Genomic DNA, 25203 nt, shown 5'->3' on the forward strand with positions numbered 1-25203 from the left:
TAGAAAAATTTTATGTTTGATGTTTATATAAAAAGGCCAATCTTATCGTTAGTAATTTCATTATTTATAACGTTATTAGGATTATTGGCTTTATTTACGCTGCCTGTAACGCAGTTTCCAGATATTGTTCCTCCCTCTGTTGTTGTAACGGCAAATTATACTGGAGCTAATGCAGAAGTCAGTACCAATGCCGTCGCAATCCCGCTGGAAAGAGCGATTAATGGCGTTGCGGGCATGACTTCTATGAATACCGTATCAACTAATAACGGTACAACGCTTATTCAAGTAGTCTTTAAAGTTGGAATAGACCCCGATATTGCAGCCGTGAATGTGCAGAACCGTGTTACAACGGTTTTAGATGAGCTACCTGAGGAGGTAACACGAGCTGGAGTAACAACCGAAAAAGAAGTAAATAGTATGTTGATGTATTTAAATCTCTATACAGAAGATGAAACTGCTGATGAACGTTTTATTTACAACTTTACGGATATCAATGTATTAAAAGAGTTGAAACGCATCGAAGGTGTAGGTTTTGCTCAAATTATGGGTATGCGAGATTATGCGATGCGTGTTTGGGTTAAACCTGACCGCCTAGCGGCTTATCAAATATCCACAGATGAATTGATTGAGGCTTTAAGGAAGCAAAATATCGAAGCCGCTCCTGGACAGACGGGTATCAGTTCGGATAAAATGGTGAACATGCAACAATATGTGTTGCGTTATCCGGGTAAATTTTCTGAACCTGAAGAATATGCAAATGTGCCAATCCGCGCAAATGCGGACGGCTCAATCATTAGAATTAAGGATGTTGCAGAGATTGAATTTGGTTCATTAGATTATGAGATGGTTTCCAAAACTGACGGAAGGCCATCAGCGTCTATTATGTTGAAGCAATTGCCAGGTTCTAATGCGCAAGATGTAATCAAGAGTGTTAAAGATAGAATGGCTGAATTGCAAAAAGAAACATTCCCTGCAGGTATGAAGTACACCATGGGTTACGACGTTTCTCGCTTTTTGGATGCGTCTATTTCAAGTGTTATCAAAACGTTGTTAGAAGCATTTTTACTCGTGTTTATTGTGGTATTCATATTCTTACAGAATTTTAGAGCAACATTAATTCCCATTTTGGCTGTTCCAGTGAGTTTGATTGGTTCATTATTCTGTATGCAAATGCTTGGCTTCTCGATCAATTTATTGACCCTTTTTGCACTCGTATTGGCAATTGGAATTGTAATTGACAATGGTATTGTGGTTGTAGAGGCAGTTTTCGCAAAGATGGAAGAAGAAAATCTTCCTCCAATGGAAGCAACACTCGCGGCGATGAAAGAAGTGGGTTCTGCCGTAATTGCCATTACACTTGTCATGTCGGCAGTATTTATACCAGTGGCATTTTTAGATGGTCCAGTTGGTATTTTCTATCGACAATTCTCACTTACATTAGCGTCAGCTATTATTATTTCCGGTATCAATGCATTAACCTTAACACCGGCACTATGTGCGCTCTTGCTCAAAAATCCACATGACCAAAAAGAGAAAAATACTTGGTTGACACGCTTCTTTAAAAAGTTCAATCGTGCATACGATAAGTTAGCAGGTAGATATCGTGGATTTCTAACCAAAACGGTGGGTCGTAGAGGACTTACAGTGCTTGTGTTGGTGATATCATTTATCGCCACATGGGGTACAAGTGCAATCCTACCATCAGGTTTCATCCCAACAGAAGATCAGGGTATGGTGTATGTAAGTGTAACAACTCCTCCTGGTGCCACTGTCGATAGAACGGAAAAAGCACTAGACGAAGTAGATCGTATCTCTCGGAGTTTAGAATCTGTCGAAACAGTTTCTACACTTGCCGGATACAGTATATTAACCGAAGTATCAGGATCTTCGTATGGTATGGGAATGATTAACCTAAAATCTTGGGAAGACCGAAGCCAAACTGTTGATGATGTCATGAACGAGCTGAAAGAGAAGACAGCTCATATTGCTGATGCCCAGATTGAGTTTTTCCCACCTCCCACTGTTCCAGGATTTGGAAATGCTGCTGGTTTTGAAGTACGCCTTTTAGATAAAACAGGAACAGAGGATTTGAATAAAACAGCTATTGTATTAGAGGATTTTATGAAAAAGCTGAGTGCAAGTGAGTCAATTGAGAGTGTTTCTTCTGGATTTGACGTCAACTTCCCTCAGTATATGCTCGAAATAGACTATGATTTGGCAGCTAAGAAGGGAATATCAGTAGATAACGCAATGAATACATTGCAAACATTAATGGGTAGCTTCTACGCGACTAATTTCATTAGATATGGACAGATGTATAAAGTGATGGTACAAGCTGATGCCCATTATCGAAAACAACCTGAAGATGTTTTAAATCTTTTTGTAAAAACAGACAATGGAGAAATGGTTCCATACTCGGCATTCGTCACTATGAAGCGTGTGTTTGGTCCAGAACAGATTACCCGTTATAATATGTTTACAAGTGCTATGATCAATGGTCAACCAACTGCTGGATACAGTACCGGCCAAGCTATTGAGACAATTCAAGAAATCGCAAAAACGCTACCACAGGGATACAGTATTGAATGGTCCGGTATGACTAAGGAACAGATAGCCTCCGGAGATCAGACTATTTACATATTTGCATTGGTCCTACTATTTGTATACCTTTTATTAGCTGCGCAGTACGAGAGCTTCCTATTGCCCCTACCTGTAATTTTATGTATTCCCGCAGGTATGTTCGGTGCATTCATATTCTTGAAGCTTTTAGGTTTGGAAAATAACATCTATGCCCAAGTAGCTCTTGTTATGCTCATTGGTCTATTGGGTAAAAATGCCATATTAATTGTCGAGTATGCCGTTCTGAAACATAAGCAAGGCATGTCCATAATAGATTCAGCCATCGATGGTGCTATTGCCCGATTAAGACCAATTTTAATGACTTCATTTGCTTTCGTGGCAGGTTTGATTCCATTAATGTTCTCGTCAGGAGCAAGTGCTATTGGTAATAGAACGATTGGTACAGCATCTGTTGGGGGTATGTTAATCGGTACTATAATAGGTGTATTGATCATACCTGCATTATATGTACTCTGCTCCAAACGCAAACCAAAGATAAATAAGAAAAAAGCAGTAACCGTAACTTCCATTGTAATTGCTTTATTTCTCATATCAAGCTGTTCTGTTCCTAAAAATCTAATACCAAAACAGACATCCACTTTACCGGAAAAATTTACTCCTGAAATAGAGCGGACTGAAGAATCAATAGCACAAATTCCTTGGAGAAAAGTATTTGAGGATAAAAAACTCATTGCCCTGATTGACTCGGCATTATTATACAATCATGACCTGCAAATGGCTATTACACGTATTGAAATGGCACAAGCAAGTTTCAAACAGAAAAAAGCCGCTCTTTATCCAAAAGTAAATGCAGAAGTTGGTGCAGGTTTGACAAAATATGGTTTCTATACCGAAGAAGGGATTGGAAATTATGATGGTAATTTTTCTGAAAATTTAACAGCAGACCAAAAAATTCCATCGCCTGCGGTACCAGATTATTTTGTTGGTCTCCGTAGCTCATGGGAGATTGATGTTTGGGGAAAATTGAAAAAACAAAGAAAATCAGCTTACGAAAATTACCTAGCGCAGATAGAAGGAAAGCAATTGATAGCAACAGAATTAGTTTCCAATATTAGTTCTGCCTACTATCAGCTCATCAGTTTAGATAATCAATTGGCTGTTTTTGAAAGAAATTTAAAATTACAGGAAAAAGCCTTAGCCATTATTGAAGTACAAAAGGAGGCTGGACGGGCTACCGAGTTGGCTGTTCAACAATTCAAGGCAATTTTAGCAAATTCAAAATCAGATCGTTCAAAAACAAGACAAGAAATTAGTATCCTTGAAAATCACATTAACTTCCTAATAGGCCGTATCAATGAGCCGATTCAACGTACGGCGCTTAATTTGGAGGATGTGCATTTATTTGATAAGTTGGCTTCGGGTGACCCTGCGATGATGCTAGCCTTAAGGCCAGATATTCGTGAAGCTTCACATCAAATGTTAGCTGCAGAACAAGAGGTTCACGCAGCAAAGGCAGCCTTTCTTCCAACTATTGTATTGTCCCCGTTTGTAGGTCTGAATTCCTTCAGTCTTGATAAATTGGTCGATATTAACAAATCGGCAACATACAGTCTGTTTGGAGGTGTAACAGCGCCTATTTTCAACCAAAGAGAATTGAAAACTCAGTATGAGCATTACAAAGGTAACTACGGAATCTCTTTTTTACAGTATGAAAAGATTGTGTTGCAGGCCTACAACGAGGTTTCAAATGCCTTGTTGACCGAGGATCATATTGTCGATCGTTTTCAACATAAAAATGAACAAGTAGTTGCATTGGAATTATCCGTAAACTCTGCGAACGACTTATTTTTAGCTGGTCGAATCAATTACCTAGAAATCATCACCAGTCAAAGAGAGTCACTTGCGGCACAAATTGAACAAGTGAATATTCTAGAAGAGAAAATCTTAAATCAATTAGTGCTTTACAAAGCGCTAGGCGGAGGTTGGCAATAAAGATTAGTAATATGAACAAAAAGGTTCCCTTCTTTAAAGAAGGGAACCTTTTTGTTTATGAATAAGTTAAGCTACACACTCAATCATGATAGCCGCAACAGTTAAATTAGTCCGTGGATCGATGATGATACCTCGTCCTGTTGCTTGATGCTCTTGATAGATATCAAAAGAAAGATCTTCCGCAGCTTTAATGTGCACACGTCCAATGTCATTCAAGGCAATCACATCCCCATATTTATATTCATGGCTATTGATGTCTATCTTATGAATAACTTCATTAATTTTTATTTTTGTTGTCCGTCCAAAATTTTGGAATAAATAAACCTGAGATGTATCCAATGGTTTATTATCAAACCAACAGATATTCGCTTCAAAACTTCTTTCCACAAACCCAGGGGATTGAACGGAGACAATAGTATCTCCCCGACTGATATCCACCTGATCGGTTAAATGTACAATAACCGACTGACCATCTTCAGCTTTTTCTAGATGTTCTCCAGCCAATTCTATGCGCTTAATTTTACTTCTGATAGATGAGGGTAAAATCATAACATCATCTCCAGTTTTCAATCCATTGCCTACTACACGACCGGCATAACCACGGTAATCATGCAATTCATCAGTTTGCGGCCTTACCACCCATTGTACGGGTAAACGCCATGCCTGCCCCTCAGACTCTTGGAATTCAATAGTTTCTAGATAAGACAATAAGGAAGGGCCAGTATACCAGGCCGTATTTTCTGAAGGAGATACAATGTTATCACCTTTCAAGGCCGAAACAGGCATAAAATCAACATCGGTCAATGCTAATTTGTCAGCTAAAAGTTGATAGTCAGCCTTGATGTTATTAAATACCTCTTCATTATAATCAACCATATCCATTTTGTTGATACACACGAGCACTTTTTTCAAAGACAATAGTTTTGCCAAAAAAGAATGACGCTTTGTTTGTTCGATCACTCCCCTTCTAGCATCCACTAATATGATGATTAAATCAGAATTAGAGGCTCCTGTAATCATATTGCGCGTGTATTGTATATGACCAGGTGCATCTGCAATGATGAATTTACGTTTCTCTGTCTGAAAGTATTTATAAGCCACATCAATGGTAATCCCCTGTTCACGTTCCGCTTTCAATCCATCTGTTAAAATAGCTAAATCAACAGTTCCATCATTATTTTTACGATTAGCTTTTTTGATAGCCTCTAACTGATCATCCAATATGGAATCTGTATCATATAGGAGACGGCCGATCAAGGTGCTTTTACCATCATCAACAGAACCTGCCGTTATAAATTTTAAAATTTTCATTTGCTAAATTATAGTTTTCAAATCCCTGCTTTACCTTAAAAGTATCCTTGTTTTTTGCGATCTTCCATGGCAGCTTCCGATACTTTATCATCCATTCGCGCACCACGCTCACTAACTGTAGAAGCTTTTATTTCAGCTATTATATCATCCAGTTCAGTTGCTTGAGAGTCAACAGCTGCCGTACAAGTCATATCACCTACAGTACGGAATCGCACAAATTTAGTTTCCATGATATCATCTGCGTCCATATTTAAAAAAGATGCCGCTGCCATTAATTGACCATTTCTTGTAATGACCTCCCGTTCGTGGCTGAAATAAATACTGGGCAGTTTTATGTTTTCACGTTTAATATAATTCCAAACATCCAGTTCTGTCCAGTTTGATATTGGAAATACACGTACATTCTCTCCCTTATTTATTTTACCATTGAAAATATTCCAGAGCTCCGGACGCTGACGCTTAGGGTCCCACTGGCCAAATTCATCGCGTACTGAAAAAACACGTTCTTTTGCCCTTGCCTTCTCCTCGTCACGACGGGCGCCACCTATACATGCGTCAAAACCGTTTGCGGCTATAGTGTCCAAAAGTGTAACGGTTTGTAATGCATTTCTACTCGCATTTTTCCCCTTTTGCTCTACGACCTTACCCGCATCAATACTATCCTGCACATGCCCAACGATTAGACGTTCCCCGATTTGGTCAATCAACCAGTCGCGATATGCAATCGTTTCTGGAAAGTTATGCCCCGTATCTATGTGTACTAAGGGAAAAGGGAATTTACCAGGTCTAAATGCTTTTAAAGCCAAGTGAACCAATGTAATGGAGTCTTTTCCTCCTGAAAATAATAATGCAGGATTCTCAAATTGTCCAGCTACTTCACGTAATATATAAATTGATTCTGCTTCTAGTTGATCTAAATAATCCATTTAATCTTCTTTTATTTTGTTGTCACATGTAATCCACACTCCTTTTTACTTTGGTCTTCCCACCACCAACGACCAGCACGAAAATCTTCACCATCTTGTATCGCTCTTGTGCAAGGGGCACATCCAATACTTGGAAAGCCTTTATCATGTAAGACATTATATGGGATACGTTCACTTTTTACATAACTATTTATCATTTCAAAAGTCCAATCAAACAAAGGGTGAATCTTGATGATATCGTTCACCTCATCATATTCGATGTACTCCATGTCATGACGGTTGAGCGATTGCTCAGCTCTAATACCTGTAATCCAAATTTTCGCACCTTTTATAGCTCTTTGTAGCGGCTCTATCTTTCTGATATAACAGCATGTCTTTCTGTTTTCTACCGATTCGTAAAAGGCATTAGGACCTTTTTGCGATACAAATTTTTGAATCTCTTCGGTATTGGGATAATACGTATCAATCGCGATCCCGTAACGTTCCAAAGTTCTGCTCCAAAGCGAATAGGTCTCTTTAAATAATCGACCCGTATCCAAAGTGAATATTTTAATATCCAGCTTTTTATTACCGATCCAATCCGTAATGATTTGGTCCTCAATACCAAAAGACGTCGAAAAAATTACTTGGCCGGGATATTGCTCCGCAATTGCCTGAAGTAATTCTACACCATTTTTACCGGATAAAATCGCTTTAATTTTAGTAATTTCCATCTTTCTCAATCAACGATTTAGTATGTTTATTCAGTGCGGAGACCTTCTCTTGAAAATCCCCTTTGAGCTGCTCGCGCAATTGATTCATTAATTCCAATGTTTCATCAATTTCATTCGGTAACATTTCCTGTAGAAACTCCTTCACTCTCTTTGCAATTGTTGGTGATTTTCCATTTGTAGAGATCGCAATTTTCAAATTTCCTTTTTTAACAATTGATCCCAGATAAAAATCGCATAGTGCTGGTTTATCAGCAGCGTTTAAAAGTATGCATTGTGCTGTCGCTAAATCTCTTATCGCATCATTAAGTTCATGATTGTTTGTTGCTAAAATCACGATATGCTTTCTCTGTAGATCCTCTTGGATAAAATCACGTTCGGCAATAATGATATGGCTATACTGTAATAAAACAGCTTTAAATTCACTGCATATTTCAGAAGCGACAACCGTGATGTTAGCATTTTCATTATTTTGGATAATGGCCTGAAATTTTTCTAATCCAATAGGGCCGCCTCCTACCAATAGGATTTGAATTTGATCTGGTTTTATAAAAATTGGAAATAGTGTATTCATTTAAACCGTTGCAAATTTTTGAACAATCTGTTTGAAATTAGGGTGTTTAGAAACTACTTCCCCTAAAATAATAATTGCAGGTACACCAATACGTTTTTCCTGTGTTTCATCCAAAATATCAGCTATCGTACCGATGATGATTTTTTCATTGGGCAAAGAACCATTCTGTATTAAGGCAATAGGAAGGTTTTCCTTTCCATGCTGTTTATATAGGTCTACTATTTCAGTCAACTTACCAAAACCCATCAGCACGACAACAGTCGCATTCGTTTGAACAGCAGCGTATAAGTCATCCGAAAGCTTTCCCGACGTCGTAGAGCCAGTTATTACCCAAAAACTTTCACTAATACCACGATAAGTCAAAGGAATCTTTTGAAGACCAGTTAATCCTATACTAGAAGAAATACCTGGAACTACCGCTGTTTCAATATCATATTGATTCACGAAATCTAATTCTTCTCCTCCACGACCAAAAACAAATGGATCCCCACCTTTCAAGCGTACCACATGTCCATGCGTTAAGGCATAATCTACCAACAATTGATTGATTTGATCTTGCGAAGTAGACAATTGTTCTGCACGTTTTCCAACATATATTTTTGTACACGTTTCACTTGCGTAATCCAATAAACTTTCATCCACCAATGCATCATATAAAATTACATCAGCAGATTTTATAGCCTTAATTCCTTTTAAACTGATTAATTCGGGATCTCCAGGGCCAGCTCCGACCAAGGTAACTTTGGGTTTAATATTCATCTTCTAACCTCCTCATTAATTGACTTTCACTAAATTTCTATAGGCATACACCGTCTCAAAGAAAGTATTTAAACTCTTTATATACGTGTCTGCGAATGTTTGTGAAGGTTCATTTTTATTTATTTGTAACACTAACTCTGGAAATGGAGTTTCTAACTCAAATAATTCCTGCTCTACAAACTGAGTTTGAAACTCCTGTATAACAGCATGCTGTGTACTAACATTGACACCCTTATCCAATAATAATGCTTTAGCACTTCCTACAAATGAACTATAGGTATGATATATAGCATCGGCATATTTTCCTTCAGAATAAGCTGAAAGTGCCCAATCTCTTTTTTCCTCAGCTTCATAAATCAACGTTGTTACAAGATCTATCATGACACCCGCACACTCACCAACTCCAATGGCTGTTTCAAAAGTATCTTGATGTCCCCAGTCGATATATTCATCATCAGATAATGTTGTCAGATCCGCTAATGGCTTCAGCAATGTATAAAAGTGACTTTTTGTTTGGCGATCGTAGTAAGCATGAAAATTTTCCCCCTCCTGGACATTATTTTTATAGTCAGTCAATACCAGATCAACCACGTGCAATACCCTTTTGGTCGGGACTTTAATAATTCTCTCTGCCACACGGCCCACGCCGTCGCCAACCGTACCACCGCCAATCATCACTTGAGCCGCTGGTACTACTTTACCATTTGCTTTAACAGAACTACCATGGAACCCCAAATGAGCCAAACCATGTTGACCACAAGAGTTCATACATCCAGATATTTTAATCTTCAATTCACGATTGTAAACGAAATCAGCATAAAATTCGCGAATATAGGTTTCGATGACCCGTGCCATTTCAGTGCTATTCGAAATACCGAGGTTACAGGTGTCAGTCCCAGGACAAGTTGTAACATCAGTCGTGCTTTCAAATCCAGGAGAAGCAAGCTCTAGTTCGGTTAATAGTTTATAGATATGAGGTAACGAAACCGCCGTTGCATACTTCAACAGTAAGCCTTGATTTTGTGTAAAACGAATCTCGTCAGCAACTAAGCCTTCCAATCCTGCAACTAAAATCCTTGCTTTTTCGGTAGGAAGATCGCCCGTTAAAACCTTCACAAAAACACCATAATAACCTTTTTGCTTCTGTTCAAAAGTATTCGTTTCTTGCCACACCTTATAGGCAGCATCCGAATCAAGATCAAGAGGGGCAATAGCGCTATTCGTTGGAATGACAGGTTGAGAGATTGTCGTACGATCGATCGTAAATGATTTCAAATCATTAGCAACACGCTCTTCAGCAATTAATCTGAGCACCTCATCAATACCCAATTTTTGTATTAAATATTTAAAACGAGCTTTGTTTCTATTATTTCTTTCGCCATAACGATCAAATACACGTAAAGAAGATTCAACGAAAGGAATCAATTGATCTTCGGACAAAAACTCGTGTACCAAGTAAGCCAAAAAAGGTTGTGCACCCAATCCGCCTCCCAGCAACACTTTGAAACCACGTACTTCCTGACCATCAATAACTTTAATTTTAGGGATAAAACCAAGATCATGGATATAAGAAAAAGCAGTATCATCATCCGAAGATGAAAACGACATCTTAAATTTTCTACCCATTTCTGCACATATCGGATTTCTTAAACAAAATTCGAAAACAGCTTGAGCATAAGGAGAAACATCAAAAGGTTCTTTAGGGTCAATACCGGCAGTAGGTGAAGCTGTTACATTTCGGACCGTATTTCCACAAGCCTCTCTTAAAGTAATATCATCTTCCGCCAATTTTGCCCACAATTCGGGTGTGCGATCTAAACTAACGAAGTGAATCTGGATATCCTGTCTTGTTGTGATATGCAAATTGCGTATCGCATATTCATCAGAGACATCTGATATTTTTATCACTTGTTTGAAAGTTGCTTTCCCAAAAGGCAATTTAATACGAACCATTTGTACACCGGGCTGACGTTGGCCATAGACCCCTCTTGCGAGCCGCAGTGAACGAAATTTTTCGTCGGTAATTTTACCTTCTTGAAAAAGTCTGATTTTTTTCTCTAACTCAATAATCTCTTGTTCAACCACAGGGTTTTCAAGTTCTGTACGGAAACTTTGCATATGCTGAAATTGTATTTATTTGGTCTTCCTCTATTAGTAATTGTCCAAAAGTAGAAAAAAAAACCATATAATCTATAAAATCTATTAAATTAATATATATTTGTCAAAAATATTATTGTAGACCAACCCGATAGACATACATAAAATGATAAAAAACAAGGTTAATACATTTATTATAAGCTCTTTGCTGTTTGTCAATATTAATTCGTGCGCTCCAAAAATTGAAAATGGTTATTCTAAAGAGCGAGGTTTCGAAGGGAATATTTCATTGTCTGGGGCATTTGCACTCTACCCATTGGTCGTATTATGGAGTGAAGATTTTAAAAAGGAAAATCCTAATGTGCGCTTCAATATTTCTGCCGGAGGTGCAGGGAAAGGTATCGCTGATGCATTGTCAGGTATGGTTGATATTGGCCTTGTTTCTCGTGATCTGCATGCTGAAGAAATAAAAAAAGGAGCTTACCCAATACATGTTGCAAAAGACGCGGTAATCTGTACAATAAACGCAAATAATCCAAATTATAGTCTTCTTAAAGAACGTGGATTAACCCAGAGTGAATTAAAAAACATCTTCATTAATGATAAATATAAAACCTGGAATGACATTGATTCACGCTTCACGAAAGACCCAGTGATCATTTATACAAGAGCAGACGCTGCAGGAGCAGCTGAAACATGGGCCAACTTCTTTAAGAGTAAGCAGGAGGATTTAAAGGGCGTCGGTATATTTGGAGATCCAGGCATTGCTCAAGCGATTAAAGACGATAAAAATGCAATAGGCTTCAATAATATCAATTATGTGTATGACTTGAAAACAAAAAAAGTGATGCCGGAGATAGATGTCCTTCCTATTGACCTCAATGAGGACGGTCGCATCAGTGAAAATGAAAATTTTTATCAAACTATTGATGAATTGACAGATGCCGTAAGCAATAATCAATACCCCAGTCCGCCATCAAGAGACCTATCTTTTATTACAAAGGATAAACCCAATAATTTACTTGTTAAAGAATTCATCTCATTCGTCTTAAAGAAAAAATCGCAAAGTTATTTATTAGAAAATGGATATGTACCATTAACCGAATTATTAATGAATAAAGAACTGAATAAGCTATAATATGTTACGAACAAGGTTAATCAAAAATTCAATCGCAAAACAATTAAGTTTTGTTTTGCTGCTCATTTCACTTTCTGTAGTCCTTATTATCGGTGTTGGTTTGACTATTAAGTCTATTCCACTATTCGAATCATTTAACATCTGGGAGTTATTAACCAATCATATCTGGGCACCTATGAAAGGCAGTTTTGGTTTTCTTCCCTTCATAATGGGCACCTTGAGTGTTACCTTAGTGGCTTTGTTGATTTCCTGTCCACTTTGTATTTTAACTTCCATATATTTAACAGAGTACGCCTCAGACACATTAAAAAACATAGTTTTGCCACTCATCAATGTCTTGGCCGCTATTCCTCCAGTACTCTACGGTGTATGGGGAGTGTTATTTATTGTGCCCGCTATCCAATCCTACATTGCTCCCCTATTTGGAGTTTCTACCTCAGGTTATACCATTTTAGCTGGGGGTATTGTTCTGTCTGTTATGATTTTCCCTATCATGATCAGTATTATGGTTGAGGTGTTGAAAACAGTGCCTGCAGAGCTTAAAGCAGCTTCGTTATCTTTGGGAGCTACCAAATGGGAGACTGCCAAAAAAGTAATTCTGCGAAGAGCAAAGCCAGGAATCATAGCTGCGATTGTACTTGCTATATCCAGAGCATTTGGCGAGACCATAGCCGTTTTGATGGTTTGTGGTAATGTACCTAAAATACCCACTTCAATTTTTGATGCGGGCTACCCTATTCCGGCATTAATTGCAAATAATTTTGGAGAGATGATGTCTATTCCTTTATACGATTCGGCACTTATGTTTTCCGCCTTACTGCTCTTCGTCATTATTTTTGGATTTAACTTAATTTCTCGCATCATACTCAATAGACTGGAGGGCAAGCATAATGGATAATCTTAAAACAAGACTTTTAAAAGAAAAGATAGCAAAAGGATTCATGCGACTTTCAGGCATGTTGGTTACAGGATCGCTTTTCTTTATCATCGGCACTATCCTCTATAAGGGATTACCTTATCTATCATGGGAAATGGTAAGCCAGTTACCGAAGGGCGGTTTCTATATGGGCAAAGAAGGAGGAATCCTAAACGCTATTCTTGGTTCCCTTTATCTTGCAGGAGTGGCAACCTTATTGGCAACCATTATTGGAGTTCCAATAGCTTTGTTTTTAAATATATATATCAAAACATCCTCAAAATTGGCGCAATATTCAAAATTGATGTTCGATATTTTATATGGTATCCCTTCCATTGTATATGGAGCAGTTGGTTTTACAATTATGGTTTATTTCGGGATCCGTGCATCCTTGCTAGGTGGTATCATTACGATTACACTCTTGACCATTCCCATCGTAGTCCGAACGGTGGATGAGCTTATCAGAACCGTGCCAACAGACTTAAAACATGTTACACTATCCTTAGGTGCAACCAATTGGGAGGTTGCCAAAGTTTTCATTTTACATATTAAACAGGGAATTTTTACAGCAATCCTACTGGCTTTTGGACGATCTATAGGTGATGTTGCCGGAGTCTTGTTAACAACTGGGTTCAGTGACAATTTGCCTCGTTACATCGATGAGCCTGCAGCAACATTACCATTGGCTATATTTTTTCAATTGAGTAGCCCTATTCCAGAAGTTCAAGGTCGCGCATACGCATCAGCACTTATTTTAACGCTTATCATTTTAATTATAGTTATATGCACCCATATCCTATCATCGAAACAAAACAAACACAAATTGTAGCACCTATGGTTCAGCCCCATATTCAAATACAAGATCTAAATATCCATATTGATGGTCATCATATTTTAAAAAACATCAATTTATCACTACCCAATAATAGCATCACCTCAATTATTGGTCCATCGGGTTGTGGTAAAACGACTTTACTCAAGACGTTGAACCGGTTGATTGATGATACAAAAGGTGTTCAGGTATCCGGTTCGGTTTTTGTCAACGGTGAGGATATCTATGCACCTAACGCTGAAGTAACCCATATCCGAAAAAAAATGGGTCTGCTCTCGCAAAAGCCGTTTCCCTTACCCATGTCCATATACGACAATATTGCGTATGGACCACGTATACATGGAACTAAGAATAAGAAGGAACTTTCTGAAATCGTGGAAACACAATTAAAGAACGTTGGACTTTGGGAAGAAGTGAAAGATCGATTGGACCAATCTGCAACACGACTTTCCATAGGGCAGCAACAACGGTTATGTCTTGCTCGCGGTTTAGCAGTGAAGCCCGAAATCATCTTAGGAGATGAGTCTACATCTGCTTTAGATCCCATCTCTACCCAAACGATCGAAAACCTACTTATTGAATTGAAAAAAGATTATACCATTGTATTGGTCACGCATATTTTAAGGCAAGCGCGTCGCGTCTCGGATTATATCATTTTTGTTTATGGAGGTGAGATTCTAGAATTTGGAAAAACTGAAGATGTGCTGCTCAATCCTAAACATGAGATTACACGTCAGTATGTTAAAGGATTTATTTCATGATAACATTTTCCGATACATCATTTGTGATAAATTATTTATATTTTTATAAGATATGAAACAATTCGACTTGTCTATGAAAAATAAACTAGCCACCATACTCATTAGTTCTCTGGCCCTATACTCTTGTTCAAATGGCACTAGTAATAGTGCAGAAGCAAACGCGGTAGATAGCATATATCCTGCAGTAGAAACAAAGGAAGCTAATACCAAGTACAAACCCGCATTTGAAGGTCAGACGCGTATCCAGGGCGTCAAGACAAACACCGCATTTGAAGGTGTTGTATTGAATACTACCTTAAAGTCGCCTTGGGGTATTGCAGCTTTGCCAGATGGACGTTTACTTATAACTGAAAAAGAAGGAACTTTTAGAATTGCAACAACAGATGGGAAAGTCTCTGAACCTATTACAGGACTTCCTAAAGTAGATGCAGATGGTCAAGGTGGTTTATTGGGATTGACGATTGATCCAGCTTTTGCAACTAATCGCATGGTTTATTATGTATTTGCCGAACCTTCGGCAGAAGGTAATTTAACGGCTGTTGGTAAAGGCAGATTGTCTGATGATGAGAAAACAATAGAAAATGCAACGGTCATTTACCGTGCTACACCTAAATATAAAGGAAAACTTCATTACGGAGGTCGCATCTTATTTGATAAATCAGGTAACTTAATTGTAAGTACCGGAGAGCGTTCGGACCTAGAGACAAGACCTCAGGCCCAAGACCTAAAATCAGGATTGGGTAAGATCGTCAGAATTACAACAAATGGCGAGGCTGCATCCGGAAATCCATTTGCGAACCAAGCAGATGTCAGACCCGAAATTTACAGCTATGGTCACCGAAATGTACAAGGATTAGCCCTTCATCCTGAAACTGGAGACCTTTGGGAAACAGAATTTGGCCCTCGAGGTGGAGATGAGTTGAACCGTATTGAAGCAGGTAAAAACTATGGTTGGCCAATTATCACTTACGGTTTAGAGTACAGCGGAGAAAAAGTTGGTGAACCTATTCAACAAAAAGAAGGATTAGAACAACCTGTTTATTACTGGGACCCTGTTTTGTCACCAAGTGGAATTACATTTTATACAGGAGATCGTATGCCCGAGTGGAAAAACAATCTATTTATCAGTGGCCTAAGCAGTACACATATCGCTCGCTTGGTTATTAAAGACAACAAAGTTGTTGGCGAAGAACGATTGTTAGAGAAAGAAGGTCAACGATTTAGAGATATCACACAAGGTTCAGATGGTGCGCTATATGCCATTACGGATTTAGGTCGTCTTTATAAAATAGACAAAAAGAAATAAAACAGTTCTTAAAATAAAAAAGGTAACCATACAGGTTACCTTTTTTTATGAATACGTATTAACAACAAAAAGGTAGTATGATTAAACATGTTGTTATAAGAATTATATCATTAAGAACTTAATTCCATACGATACAGGTCAAAGTCTTTCGCCCAATAGTCCTTTACAATTTGATCCAAGACAAAGCCATTTTTTTGATAAAAGAGGTACGTTAACTGTGACGTGCGTACAGTGATTTTATCAATCGTATCCATACGCTTTAAAATGGAGATACGATAGTCCAGCAATTGGCTTCCATACCCCTTTCCCTGCTCGCTAGGAAGTACCATATCCCAACTAATCACCCCTCTTCGTTCCTCCAATTCGAGATTAATACCTCCACAAGCCACCACCTCTTTATTTTTTTCAACAACAAAAAATTGCTCTATTTCAAAATCCAGATAGTATTTGAGATCTTCCTTTTCGGCTTGTGCAAAATAGGCTGGAATATTCTCTTGCATGATCTGCAATACCACATCCCTATCTTTTACTTCATATGCTCTAATTAAAACCATAATATTTTAATTTTTGGAATAAAGATTATGATGGCTATAATAGCTGCAACAATTGCTGCAACCAATACTGCAGCCGCTGCCAAGTCTTTCGCTTTCTTCACTAAACTATTTTGTTCTTGGCAAACCAGGTCCGCGAGATTTTCAATTGCCGAATTGACTATTTCCAATGCAAAAACAGAACCAATACACAATAAGATAATCATCCACTCTACCGTAGAAATATCAAAATAAAACCCAGCAATTACTGTAACGACAGTTGCAACAAGGTGAATGCGTGCATTGTGTTCCTCAGCAAATAGCACCTTAAAACCATCAAAAGCGTAAGTAAAACTTTTTGCACGATCCTGAAATGAGAATTTTCGATTTTTCATATATTTATGCTGTAAAAAGCAAAAGCCGTTTCCTATATGATAAAGAAACGGCTTTTATTTGATTTTTAAAATTAAATCAAGTGAAATATATCATCTACACCCAATATTTTATGAGCTGTAAAACCCTCAGCATATTTTACCTGAATAGAACGACCGAATTCTCGCGCTCTAGCAGCTGTGGATTCCATGAAATCTGGATTTGAGATATAAGTTTGTGGCTCGTCAGTATTGTTCTCCTCACCCGTGTAAAACTGCGTCTTATAGGCTAAAACAGATTTTTCTTTTATTGCATAAAAATCAGTAATGTCCAATACGATATCAGGTTTAATATAATAATCTTGTACGATCTGTAAAACCAACCTCGGACGATGAGGCTCCTGCATTAAACCATCAATCTCAGTTTCTACCTTTCTTAGGCCAGCTAAAAAGCAAGCTTCAGAAATCATCTGCCCCGCTCTGCCATGATCAGGATGCCTATCAGAGACTGCATTGGTAATGATAATTTCTGGTTGATATTTACGAATAGCCTTAATAACAGCAAGTTTCTCTTTTTCAGCATTCTCAAAAAAACCATCTCGCAATGCTAGGTTCTCTCGGACTGTCAAACCTAATATTTCTGCGGCATCATTCGCTTCTTGGTCTCTGGTTTCAGCAGTACCACGTGTTCCTAATTCGCCTCTCGTTAAATCGACTATCCCCACCTTTTTACCTGCTGCAACATATTTGGCCATTGTGCCACCAGCACCTAATTCTGCGTCGTCCGGATGTACAGTTATCACTAATAAATCGAGTTTTATCATGGCGTATTGAAATTTAAATGTTTAACCAACTATTGTACACAAATGTAGTAAACATTTCGCTTTTTTTACTGCTCTGATAATAATTGCTCCACACGTTTTTTTACTTTGGTAGCATTTGGTGAAGTTATTGGGTAAAAATAATCTACTACTTCACCTTTTTTATTAATGAGGTATTTATGGAAATTCCAAACCGGTTTACTTTCAATATGACCATTTTCAATTTTACTGGCTAGGTATTTATACAAGGGCGATGCATATTCTCCAACGACATGTGTACGCTTGAATATGGGAAAATGCACCTGTTGATTTATTCTACAAAAAGTTTCTAAGGTATAGCCTGTCAAAGGCTCCTGTTTACCAAAATTATTGGAAGGAAAAGCAAGTATCTCAAAGCCCTCATTTTTATAGGTTTGATATAGCTTTTCTAAAGATTTATATTGGCGCGTAAAAAGACACTGACTGGCTGTATTAACGATCAGTAAGACTTTTCCTTTATAATCAGCTAATGATTTTTCTTGACCATTAAACTGTAAGGCAGCAAAATCATAAACTGTTTTCATAATTAGTTATTTATATTTAAAAATACCGATGCTCTAATCTCGATTTTTGAAACTCTCTAATAATATTTTCTATCTCATAATCCTCTCGGGGATCATACGTGTTTTTGAGGTTGTGACCAAATATTTTAGCCACACCCTGGTATAAAAATGCAGACAGCCCCCCTTTCATCTGTTTGACCATTTCATAGCTCGAGTGCCCGGTTTGTCTATCTATCAATTTGATGAGTATCTTGCCCTGGGTGATACTCATGTTCTTAATTTCTTTATTAAACATAGATTTCACCTCGTTTTCACAAACTTCGATTAATTTCTTTTGTTGTTTCTTGTCTGTTACCAATGCAAGTTCACGATCCAATTGGTCATATCTTTTTTGCGCAAAAATCGCATAAGGAAGCACCCGTAAGACGTTGCGTTTTAGTCTTAAGTACTCTTTTTTCGCATCTTCTGATTTCCAGACACGTTGTTTCGTTATTTTAACTTCAGGAACTAAGAACCAAGGTAGTCTTTCTCCAGTCTCTAAAGTCGTCATATTAAACTCCTCAAGTACCTCCTGTTCACCCTCTCCATAAAGGGGCACAGTCAATGCTTGAGCCATCCCCAAAACAGGGATAAAAAGCAGTGCAGAAAACAACCAACGTAAGTTTATCTTGATCATTACAATTTAAAAAATTGACTTTTTTTGTCAATAGTATTAAAAAATTATTACATTTAATAAAAATAAATTTGGTTTCCTATTTATTCCTTTAAATTAATATTAACTAATTTAAGAAATGTATTTTTAAAATCATAATGCAACTGCAAGTTTATGAAAGATTATGTGATTGATATAGAAGCAGAAAATAAAGAAATACGTAAGAGATACCGAGCATTATTACGCGCATGTAAACCAACGATGCAACGTGGCGACAAGCAAATGATCAGAAAAGCATTCGATCTAGCTTTAGAGAGCCACAAAGAAATGCGTCGTAAATCTGGCGAACCTTATATTTTCCACCCGATAGCAGTAGCACAGATTGCTGCAGAAGAGATTGGTTTGGGCACCACTTCGATTGTATGTGCACTCCTACATGATGTAGTCGAAGATACCAATATTACGCTTGATGAAATCGAGCAGATGTTTGGTAAAAAAGTTCGTCGGATTATTGATGGTTTGACAAAAATATCAGGGATCTTCGACCCCAACAGTTCGATGCAGGCTGAAAATTTCCGCAAAATGTTATTGACCTTGGCTGATGATGTACGCGTTATTTTGATAAAACTAGCCGATCGTCTACACAATATGCGCACCATGGAATTCATGGCCCGTGACAAACAGCTGAAAATTGCATCTGAAACAAGTTACCTCTATGCACCTTTGGCACATAGATTAGGTTTATATACGATTAAGTCGGAATTGGAAGATCTATCCATGAAATTTACCGACCCAGATACGTATAAATTTATTGCGCGAAAACTGAACGAAAAGAAAGCAGAAAGAGAAAAGTTCATAGCCGATTTCATTGACCCCGTACAAGAGATTTTACGTGAACAAGGGATATCTGCGCAAGTATTTGGAAGACCAAAATCCATTCATTCCATATGGAGTAAGATGCGTAAAAAATCTATTCCATTTGAGGAAGTTTATGATTTATTTGCCATTCGAATTATTATCGACACGGAAGACGAACGCGAAAAAACAGAATGTTGGAAAGTGTATTCTATCGTTACCGACCTCTATCGTCCAAATCCTGACCGCTTACGCGATTGGGTATCTTCTCCCAAAGGAAATGGATACGAGTCTCTACATACGACAGTAATGGGGCCACGTGGACAGTGGGTTGAAGTGCAGATCAGAACCAGCCGCATGAACGAAATTGCCGAAAAAGGTTTTGCAGCCCATTGGAAGTACAAAGAGTCGAATTCGGATAGCGGACTAGATCAGTGGATCAAAAAAATTAGGGAAGTGTTGAGCAATCCTGAACAGAATGCCCTAGATTTTGTGGATGATTTTAAAATGAACCTATTCTCTGATGAGATCTTCATTTTCACCCCAAAAGGTGCTTTGATTCAATTGCCTAATGATGCCACTGCATTAGACTTTGCGTTCGAAATCCACTCGGATATTGGTGCTACCTGTATCGGTGCAAAAGTGAATCATAAGTTGGTGCCATTGAGCCATGTCTTGCAGAATGGGGATCAAGTAGAGATTATCACCTCAAGTAAACAAACTCCAAAAGAAGATTGGTTGAATTTTGTAGTAACTGCAAAAGCAAAATCCAAAATTCGTTCTTCATTAAAAGAAGAAAGACGCCGCGTTGCGGAAGATGGAAAGGAAATTTTAGAGCGGAAACTGAAGACGTTAAAAATAACCTACAATACCGATAACATCAATAAAGTCGCTAATTATCTGAAGTTCGCAAGTTCACAAGACTTGTTTTACAATGTAGCAAAAGGACTTGTAGATATTAAACACTTGCGGGAGTTTGTCGCCCACGAAAAAAATAATGATGCCACACTCAGTACACAAAACACGCAATTCAATGCGCATATTGGTGGGCTTGTAGAGAAATTACACCGAAAAGACCAAGACACCCTATTAATAGGAGACGATCTGCAGCAGATAGACTATACATTAGCACCTTGCTGCAACCCTATTCCTGGTGATGATGTTTTTGGCTTTTTGACGGTCAACGACGGCATCAAAATTCACCGTACAAGTTGTCCAAATGCTTCCAAGCTCATGGCAAACTATGGGTATCGGATCATGAAGGCCAAATGGACTTCTAAAAACGATGTATCCTTCTTGACAGGTTTACGTATTGTAGGAATTGATGATGTGGGTTTGGTCAATAAAATTACGACAGTGATTTCACATGAATTTCATGTTAATATTCGCTCACTAAGTATTACGAGCAATGATGGGATTTTTGAAGGAAACATCATGGTCTTTGTAAATGACACTTCCCAGTTAGAAAATTTAATGAAAACGCTCAAACAAGTTAGAGGCATTACAACTGTTTCGCGTTATGAATCTGAAAGTTAAGATCAGATGAATCTCACATTTTTTTTATCTTACAATTATTGAATCAAAATTGGTAAATTTGTAAAGAATCTTAATGATTAATATGAACGCAGCTGAAAATTACGCAACAGTAAAAAAAATCTTTGAAGCTTACTTAGAGAATAAAAACTTAAGGAAAACTCCAGAGCGTTATGCTATTTTGGAAGAAATTTATTCCCGTACGGATCACTTTGACGTTGAGTCATTGTACATCCATATGAAGAATAAAAAATATCGAGTTAGCCGTGCCACTGTTTACAATACTTTGGAATTATTAGTATCCTGTGATTTGGTGACTAAACACCAGTTTGGTCGCAATATGGCACAATTCGAAAAATCCTATGGATTCAAGCAACATGACCACGTCATTTGTATTGAATGCAATATCGTAGTCGAATTCTGCGACCCACGTATTAACCAGATTCAAAGTTTAATGGGAGAGCTATTAAAATTCGACATTAAACACCACTCTTTGAACCTATACGGGGTTTGTAATGAGTGCCAACAGAAATTAGCCGCTACAAAAGCTAAAAACGAAAAAGAGGTTATTTCAAATTAATCTCCTAATTGGTCAAATATAATAGTACATTTGTTCAGAAAATGATTTGCTCATTTTTCTGAACATTTTGTTTTTAGATAATTCAAAAAATTAACATAAATTCTTAATCACAATACTTTAAAAGCTATGCAAGTTGATGTGCTTTTGGGCTTACAATGGGGAGACGAAGGTAAAGGTAAGATCGTTGACGTATTTTGTCCTCAATACGATTTAATCGCTCGTTTCCAAGGCGGCCCTAACGCCGGACATACATTGGAGTTTGATAACAAAAAATTCGTTTTAAACACGATCCCTTCGGGTATCTTCAATGAAGGAACTCTTAACCTAATCGGAAATGGTGTTGTTATCGACCCGATTATTTTAAAGAGAGAACTAGACAATTTAAAAACTGCGGGTTTCGATCCAGTAGGCAAAGGAAATTTAGTGTTAGCTCGTAAGGCACACTTGATCCTTCCTACTCACCAATTATTAGATGCTGCTTCAGAATCTAAAATGGGTGCCGGTAAAATTGGTTCTACGTTAAAAGGTATTGGTCCTACCTATATGGACAAAACAGGTCGTAATGGCCTACGTGTGGGTGATACTACATTAGCGGATTTCAAAGAACGTTACGAAAAATTGAAAGAAAAACACCTTTCTATTTTAGCGCATTACGGTGAAGTTCCAGATTTTTCTGAAAAAGAAGAAGCTTTCTTGGCGGCTATCGAATTCATTAAAACAATTCCGCATGTTGATTCCGAGCATTTGGTAAATCAATACCTTAAAGACGGTAAAAAAGTACTAGCTGAAGGTGCTCAAGGCACCTTGTTAGATGTTGACTTTGGATCTTATCCATTCGTAACATCTTCTAATACAACCACAGCTGGTGCATGTACTGGTTTAGGTATTGCTCCCAATAAAATCGGTGCAGTATACGGTATCTTCAAAGCTTATGCTACTCGCGTAGGTGGTGGTCCATTCCCAACAGAATTACACGATGAAGTAGGTGAAAACTTGCGTCAATTGGGTCATGAGTTTGGTGCTACTACTGGTCGTGCACGTCGTACAGGTTGGATTGATATTCCTGCTCTAAAATATGCAATCATGTTAAACGGAGTTACCGAATTGATCATGATGAAAGCCGATGTTTTGGATACTTTCGAAAAAATCAAAGTTTGTACACACTACAGACATGAAGGTAAAGTAATCGATTACATGCCGTACGAGATTATCACAAATGAGGCTGAGCCTATTTTGGAAGAAATTGATGGTTGGAATCAAGATTGCACAGGTATTACGAAAGAAAGCGAAATCCCTACAGCATTACAGAATTACATTACGTATTTAGAGAAAGCACTAGAAGTGCCTATTACGTTCTTATCTGTAGGTCCAGATCGTAAGCAAACATTAAAATTGACTAAATAGTTAATGCGGGTCGAAGACAATTTTGTTATAGATTCAACGAATAATTTTCATCAAAAAGCGCTGCAATGGGCAGCGCAATTTGATGAAGTTGCCTATCTCCATTCCAATGCACATTCCGATCAATGGAGTGCATTTGATTGTTTGGTTGCCGTAAAAGCTAAAGCACACTATTGCGCTACCAACGGAGACACCTTTCAAGAAGTTCAAAAATTTATTTCTAATCACCCCAACACCTATATTCCAGGTTTTTTTTCCTATGATCTGAAAAACGAAATTGAAGACCTGAAAACCAATCATGTTGATCAATTGGATTTTCCACTTGCTTATTTTTTCATTCCTACTACAGTTGTTAAGATCATCGGAAGTAAAGTATACATAACTGCCGAAAATCCAGCTGAAATTTACCAAGAAATAGACCAGTATCTACTAAAGTCTGACTTGGTTGGTTTTGATGGGAAAGTCCAAGCACGGTGGTCCAAGGAAGAATACTTCCATGCATTTCATAAAATGCAAGAACATATCAGTAGAGGAGATATCTATGAAGTCAATCTATGTCAAGAATTTTATGCCGAAAACGTAAGCTTAAATCCTCTAGCAGCATTCGAAAAATTAAACAGCATATCCCCTACACCCTTTGCTTCATTTTTCAAATTTCAAGATAAGTTCATCCTTTCTGCATCACCAGAACGGTTTTTAGCGAAGCGCAACAATGAACTCATTTCGCAACCCATAAAGGGAACAGCAAAACGAGGCAGTACTGTTGAAGAAGATCAACAGATCGTACAGACCATGTTGAATTCAAAAAAAGAGATTGCTGAAAATGTGATGATTGTAGATTTGGTACGCAATGATCTAACACGAAGTGCAGTGCCTAAATCCGTGAAAGCAGACCGCCTATTTGAAATTCAATCGTTCAAACTCGTCCATCAGATGATCTCTACGATCACCTGTGAAAAAAGTGATGAGGTCTCCGATGTCGAAGTCATTAAGAACACATTTCCAGCAGGCTCCATGACTGGGGCACCAAAAATTGCAGCTATGCGTATCTGTGATCAAGTAGAAGCAGCACAACGTTCAGTTTATGCTGGATCTATCGGATATTTTTCACCTAATGGCGATTTCGACTTCAATGTTGTTATTCGAACCATTTTATATAACACCAAAAAAAGACACCTATCTTTTCAAACCGGAGGCGCTATTACGATACAAGCAAATGCTAAAGATGAGTATCAAGAGTGTTTATTAAAGGCAAATGGCATGCTAAAAGCATTAAATGTACAAATAGACTAAATATCGACATATTTAGTAGATAATATTCCAAAACATCATTTATTTTTCAGAAATTTGAGCCTTATTATGGTACAGGTTTATATTGACATACACACCCATCGAAATCCTTCATCATTTCCTGATGTGAAAACCGTATGGAACAATATTCTCAATAAAGATCAGGAGATTTCATATTCCGGTAGCAGATCCGCGGGACTACACCCTTGGTATATTTCTGAAAAAGAGCCTTTTAATGGTATTTCAGCATTAAGAGTGCTCTTACAACATGATCAGATTATTGCTGTTGGTGAATGTGGATTAGATAAAGCAATTGAAATTTCCTTGCCCATACAGCAGGAAGTATTTCGAGAACAGATTAGCTTAGCACAACAGTACCATAAACCATTGATTATTCATTGCGTTCGCGCATTTGAAGAAGTGTTATACAGCATCAAGACAGCAGAGTTTAAAGGTCCTGTCGTGTTCCATGGTTTTAACAAAAATAAAATCGTCGCAGAACAATTGATAAAGAGAGGTTATTACCTTTCTTTTGGCGCAGCTATCTTAACAGGAAAACTAGATGCCGCACTTATAGCAGTACCCATCGATCAACTATTTTTCGAAACTGATGATAAAGAGGTCGATATCAGACAATTGTACTCTTATGCAGCACAATTGAAAGGCATGTCACAGGACAATTTAAAGAATAATATATTAAAGAACTATCAACTTGTATTTGAATAA

At 37.8% G+C, this 25203-nt stretch carries 22 protein-coding genes; 11 read left to right on the forward strand and 11 right to left on the reverse strand.

Annotated features, from left to right (window positions below; all coding sequences use genetic code 11):
* Nucleotides 1–12: 12 nt before the first annotated feature.
* Nucleotides 13–4572 carry an efflux RND transporter permease subunit gene (locus KO02_RS11500; protein WP_038698444.1) on the forward strand — a complete coding sequence of 1520 codons (4560 nt, stop codon included), beginning with the start codon at nt 13–15 and terminating at the stop codon, nt 4570–4572.
* Nucleotides 4573–4638: 66 nt separating this feature from the next.
* Here the strand turns inward: KO02_RS11500 and KO02_RS11505 are convergent, their stop codons facing one another.
* Genes KO02_RS11505 through KO02_RS11530 form a run of 6 tightly spaced genes read right to left on the reverse strand, consistent with a single transcriptional unit; the run spans nt 4639 to nt 10970 of the window.
* Complete coding sequence (locus KO02_RS11505) at nt 4639–5883, reverse strand: sulfate adenylyltransferase subunit 1 (protein ID WP_038698446.1); 1245 nt, start codon at nt 5881–5883, stop codon at nt 4639–4641.
* 35 nt (nt 5884–5918) lie between these two features.
* Nucleotides 5919–6809 (reverse strand): sulfate adenylyltransferase subunit CysD, encoded by an 891-nt coding sequence (cysD, locus tag KO02_RS11510; RefSeq protein ID WP_038698448.1) that lies wholly within the window; start codon nt 6807–6809, stop codon nt 5919–5921.
* An 11-nt stretch (nt 6810–6820) separates the two neighbouring features.
* Nucleotides 6821–7522: a phosphoadenylyl-sulfate reductase gene (locus KO02_RS11515; protein WP_038698450.1), complete on the reverse strand. Its 702-nt coding sequence runs from the start codon at nt 7520–7522 to the stop codon at nt 6821–6823.
* Nucleotides 7509–8093 (reverse strand): bifunctional precorrin-2 dehydrogenase/sirohydrochlorin ferrochelatase, encoded by a 585-nt coding sequence (locus tag KO02_RS11520; protein WP_038698452.1) that lies wholly within the window; start codon nt 8091–8093, stop codon nt 7509–7511. The genes KO02_RS11515 and KO02_RS11520 overlap by 14 nt, the downstream gene beginning before the upstream one ends.
* Nucleotides 8094–8852, reverse strand: coding sequence for a uroporphyrinogen-III C-methyltransferase (gene cobA, locus KO02_RS11525; protein ID WP_038698454.1), 759 nt, complete (start codon nt 8850–8852; stop codon nt 8094–8096).
* Between the two features lie 15 nt (nt 8853–8867).
* Entirely contained in the window at nt 8868–10970 is a 2103-nt protein-coding gene (locus KO02_RS11530; RefSeq protein ID WP_038698456.1) for a HEPN domain-containing protein, read from the reverse strand.
* 145 nt (nt 10971–11115) lie between these two features.
* Between KO02_RS11530 and KO02_RS11535 the strand changes: the two genes are divergently transcribed.
* The 5 genes from KO02_RS11535 to KO02_RS11555 all read left to right on the forward strand — a co-directional run bounded on the left by KO02_RS11535 (nt 11116) and on the right by KO02_RS11555 (nt 15902).
* Nucleotides 11116–12087, forward strand: a complete 972-nt coding sequence (locus KO02_RS11535) for a PstS family phosphate ABC transporter substrate-binding protein (protein WP_038698458.1) — start codon at nt 11116–11118, stop codon at nt 12085–12087.
* Between the two features lies 1 nt (nt 12088).
* Entirely contained in the window at nt 12089–12985 is an 897-nt protein-coding gene (pstC, locus tag KO02_RS11540; protein ID WP_038698460.1) for a phosphate ABC transporter permease subunit PstC, read from the forward strand.
* Nucleotides 12978–13832 carry a PstA family ABC transporter permease gene (locus KO02_RS11545; protein ID WP_038698461.1) on the forward strand — a complete coding sequence of 285 codons (855 nt, stop codon included), beginning with the start codon at nt 12978–12980 and terminating at the stop codon, nt 13830–13832. Before pstC ends, KO02_RS11545 begins: the two co-directional genes overlap by 8 nt.
* Nucleotides 13787–14596, forward strand: coding sequence for a phosphate ABC transporter ATP-binding protein (locus KO02_RS11550; protein WP_038698463.1), 810 nt, complete (start codon nt 13787–13789; stop codon nt 14594–14596). The genes KO02_RS11545 and KO02_RS11550 overlap by 46 nt, the downstream gene beginning before the upstream one ends.
* A 73-nt stretch (nt 14597–14669) precedes the next feature.
* Entirely contained in the window at nt 14670–15902 is a 1233-nt protein-coding gene (locus KO02_RS11555; protein ID WP_038702572.1) for a PQQ-dependent sugar dehydrogenase, read from the forward strand.
* A gap of 110 nt (nt 15903–16012) precedes the next feature.
* On the opposite strand, the gene KO02_RS11560 is transcribed toward KO02_RS11555, so the two are convergent.
* The 5 genes from KO02_RS11560 to KO02_RS11580 all read right to left on the reverse strand — a co-directional run bounded on the left by KO02_RS11560 (nt 16013) and on the right by KO02_RS11580 (nt 18842).
* Nucleotides 16013–16456, reverse strand: coding sequence for a GNAT family N-acetyltransferase (locus KO02_RS11560; protein ID WP_038698465.1), 444 nt, complete (start codon nt 16454–16456; stop codon nt 16013–16015).
* Nucleotides 16447–16827: a diacylglycerol kinase family protein gene (locus tag KO02_RS11565; RefSeq protein ID WP_038698467.1), complete on the reverse strand. Its 381-nt coding sequence runs from the start codon at nt 16825–16827 to the stop codon at nt 16447–16449. The genes KO02_RS11560 and KO02_RS11565 overlap by 10 nt, the downstream gene beginning before the upstream one ends.
* A gap of 71 nt (nt 16828–16898) precedes the next feature.
* Nucleotides 16899–17624 carry a bacillithiol biosynthesis deacetylase BshB1 gene (bshB1, locus tag KO02_RS11570; RefSeq protein WP_038702573.1) on the reverse strand — a complete coding sequence of 242 codons (726 nt, stop codon included), beginning with the start codon at nt 17622–17624 and terminating at the stop codon, nt 16899–16901.
* Nucleotides 17625–17692: 68 nt separating this feature from the next.
* Entirely contained in the window at nt 17693–18187 is a 495-nt protein-coding gene (locus tag KO02_RS11575) for a glutathione peroxidase (RefSeq protein WP_038698469.1), read from the reverse strand.
* Between the two features lie 16 nt (nt 18188–18203).
* Nucleotides 18204–18842 (reverse strand): DUF4294 domain-containing protein, encoded by a 639-nt coding sequence (locus KO02_RS11580; RefSeq protein ID WP_051959889.1) that lies wholly within the window; start codon nt 18840–18842, stop codon nt 18204–18206.
* Between the two features lie 150 nt (nt 18843–18992).
* Between KO02_RS11580 and KO02_RS11585 the strand changes: the two genes are divergently transcribed.
* The 5 genes from KO02_RS11585 (at nt 18993) to KO02_RS11605 (ending at nt 25203) form a co-directional block, all read left to right on the forward strand.
* The gene (locus tag KO02_RS11585) at nt 18993–21209 is read left to right on the forward strand and encodes a RelA/SpoT family protein (RefSeq protein WP_038698471.1); all 2217 of its coding nucleotides are present in this window, start codon (nt 18993–18995) and stop codon (nt 21207–21209) included.
* Nucleotides 21210–21291: 82 nt separating this feature from the next.
* Nucleotides 21292–21786, forward strand: a complete 495-nt coding sequence (locus KO02_RS11590) for a Fur family transcriptional regulator (protein ID WP_038702577.1) — start codon at nt 21292–21294, stop codon at nt 21784–21786.
* Nucleotides 21787–21912: 126 nt separating this feature from the next.
* The gene (locus KO02_RS11595; protein ID WP_038698473.1) at nt 21913–23190 is read left to right on the forward strand and encodes an adenylosuccinate synthase; all 1278 of its coding nucleotides are present in this window, start codon (nt 21913–21915) and stop codon (nt 23188–23190) included.
* Nucleotides 23191–23193: 3 nt separating this feature from the next.
* On the forward strand, nt 23194–24480 hold the full coding sequence (locus KO02_RS11600) for an anthranilate synthase component I family protein (protein ID WP_038698475.1): 1287 nt from the start codon (nt 23194–23196) through the stop codon (nt 24478–24480).
* Between the two features lie 66 nt (nt 24481–24546).
* Nucleotides 24547–25203, forward strand: a complete 657-nt coding sequence (locus KO02_RS11605; RefSeq protein WP_038698477.1) for a TatD family hydrolase — start codon at nt 24547–24549, stop codon at nt 25201–25203.

The sequence above is a fragment of the Sphingobacterium sp. ML3W genome (assembly GCF_000747525.1).
Lineage (GTDB): Bacteria > Bacteroidota > Bacteroidia > Sphingobacteriales > Sphingobacteriaceae > Sphingobacterium.

What these genes read in the sequence shown, in the direction of transcription:
- KO02_RS11550 (WP_038698463.1), top strand. Translation starts at nt 13,787, where the DNA reads ATGCACCCATATCCTATCATCGAAACAAAACAAACACAAATTGTAGCA.
- KO02_RS11580 (WP_051959889.1), bottom strand. Translation starts at nt 18,842, where the DNA reads ATGATCAAGATAAACTTACGTTGGTTGTTTTCTGCACTGCTTTTTATC.
- KO02_RS11600 (WP_038698475.1), top strand. Translation starts at nt 23,194, where the DNA reads ATGCGGGTCGAAGACAATTTTGTTATAGATTCAACGAATAATTTTCAT.
- KO02_RS11585 (WP_038698471.1), top strand. Translation starts at nt 18,993, where the DNA reads ATGAAAGATTATGTGATTGATATAGAAGCAGAAAATAAAGAAATACGT.
- pstC (WP_038698460.1), top strand. Translation starts at nt 12,089, where the DNA reads ATGTTACGAACAAGGTTAATCAAAAATTCAATCGCAAAACAATTAAGT.
- KO02_RS11500 (WP_038698444.1), top strand. Translation starts at nt 13, where the DNA reads ATGTTTGATGTTTATATAAAAAGGCCAATCTTATCGTTAGTAATTTCA.
- KO02_RS11545 (WP_038698461.1), top strand. Translation starts at nt 12,978, where the DNA reads ATGGATAATCTTAAAACAAGACTTTTAAAAGAAAAGATAGCAAAAGGA.
- KO02_RS11515 (WP_038698450.1), bottom strand. Translation starts at nt 7,522, where the DNA reads ATGGAAATTACTAAAATTAAAGCGATTTTATCCGGTAAAAATGGTGTA.
- KO02_RS11505 (WP_038698446.1), bottom strand. Translation starts at nt 5,883, where the DNA reads ATGAAAATTTTAAAATTTATAACGGCAGGTTCTGTTGATGATGGTAAA.
- cysD (WP_038698448.1), bottom strand. Translation starts at nt 6,809, where the DNA reads ATGGATTATTTAGATCAACTAGAAGCAGAATCAATTTATATATTACGT.
- KO02_RS11560 (WP_038698465.1), bottom strand. Translation starts at nt 16,456, where the DNA reads ATGGTTTTAATTAGAGCATATGAAGTAAAAGATAGGGATGTGGTATTG.
- KO02_RS11605 (WP_038698477.1), top strand. Translation starts at nt 24,547, where the DNA reads ATGGTACAGGTTTATATTGACATACACACCCATCGAAATCCTTCATCA.
- KO02_RS11520 (WP_038698452.1), bottom strand. Translation starts at nt 8,093, where the DNA reads ATGAATACACTATTTCCAATTTTTATAAAACCAGATCAAATTCAAATC.
- KO02_RS11530 (WP_038698456.1), bottom strand. Translation starts at nt 10,970, where the DNA reads ATGCAAAGTTTCCGTACAGAACTTGAAAACCCTGTGGTTGAACAAGAG.
- KO02_RS11555 (WP_038702572.1), top strand. Translation starts at nt 14,670, where the DNA reads ATGAAAAATAAACTAGCCACCATACTCATTAGTTCTCTGGCCCTATAC.
- KO02_RS11590 (WP_038702577.1), top strand. Translation starts at nt 21,292, where the DNA reads ATGAACGCAGCTGAAAATTACGCAACAGTAAAAAAAATCTTTGAAGCT.
- cobA (WP_038698454.1), bottom strand. Translation starts at nt 8,852, where the DNA reads ATGAATATTAAACCCAAAGTTACCTTGGTCGGAGCTGGCCCTGGAGAT.
- KO02_RS11595 (WP_038698473.1), top strand. Translation starts at nt 21,913, where the DNA reads ATGCAAGTTGATGTGCTTTTGGGCTTACAATGGGGAGACGAAGGTAAA.
- KO02_RS11535 (WP_038698458.1), top strand. Translation starts at nt 11,116, where the DNA reads ATGATAAAAAACAAGGTTAATACATTTATTATAAGCTCTTTGCTGTTT.
- KO02_RS11575 (WP_038698469.1), bottom strand. Translation starts at nt 18,187, where the DNA reads ATGAAAACAGTTTATGATTTTGCTGCCTTACAGTTTAATGGTCAAGAA.
- KO02_RS11565 (WP_038698467.1), bottom strand. Translation starts at nt 16,827, where the DNA reads ATGAAAAATCGAAAATTCTCATTTCAGGATCGTGCAAAAAGTTTTACT.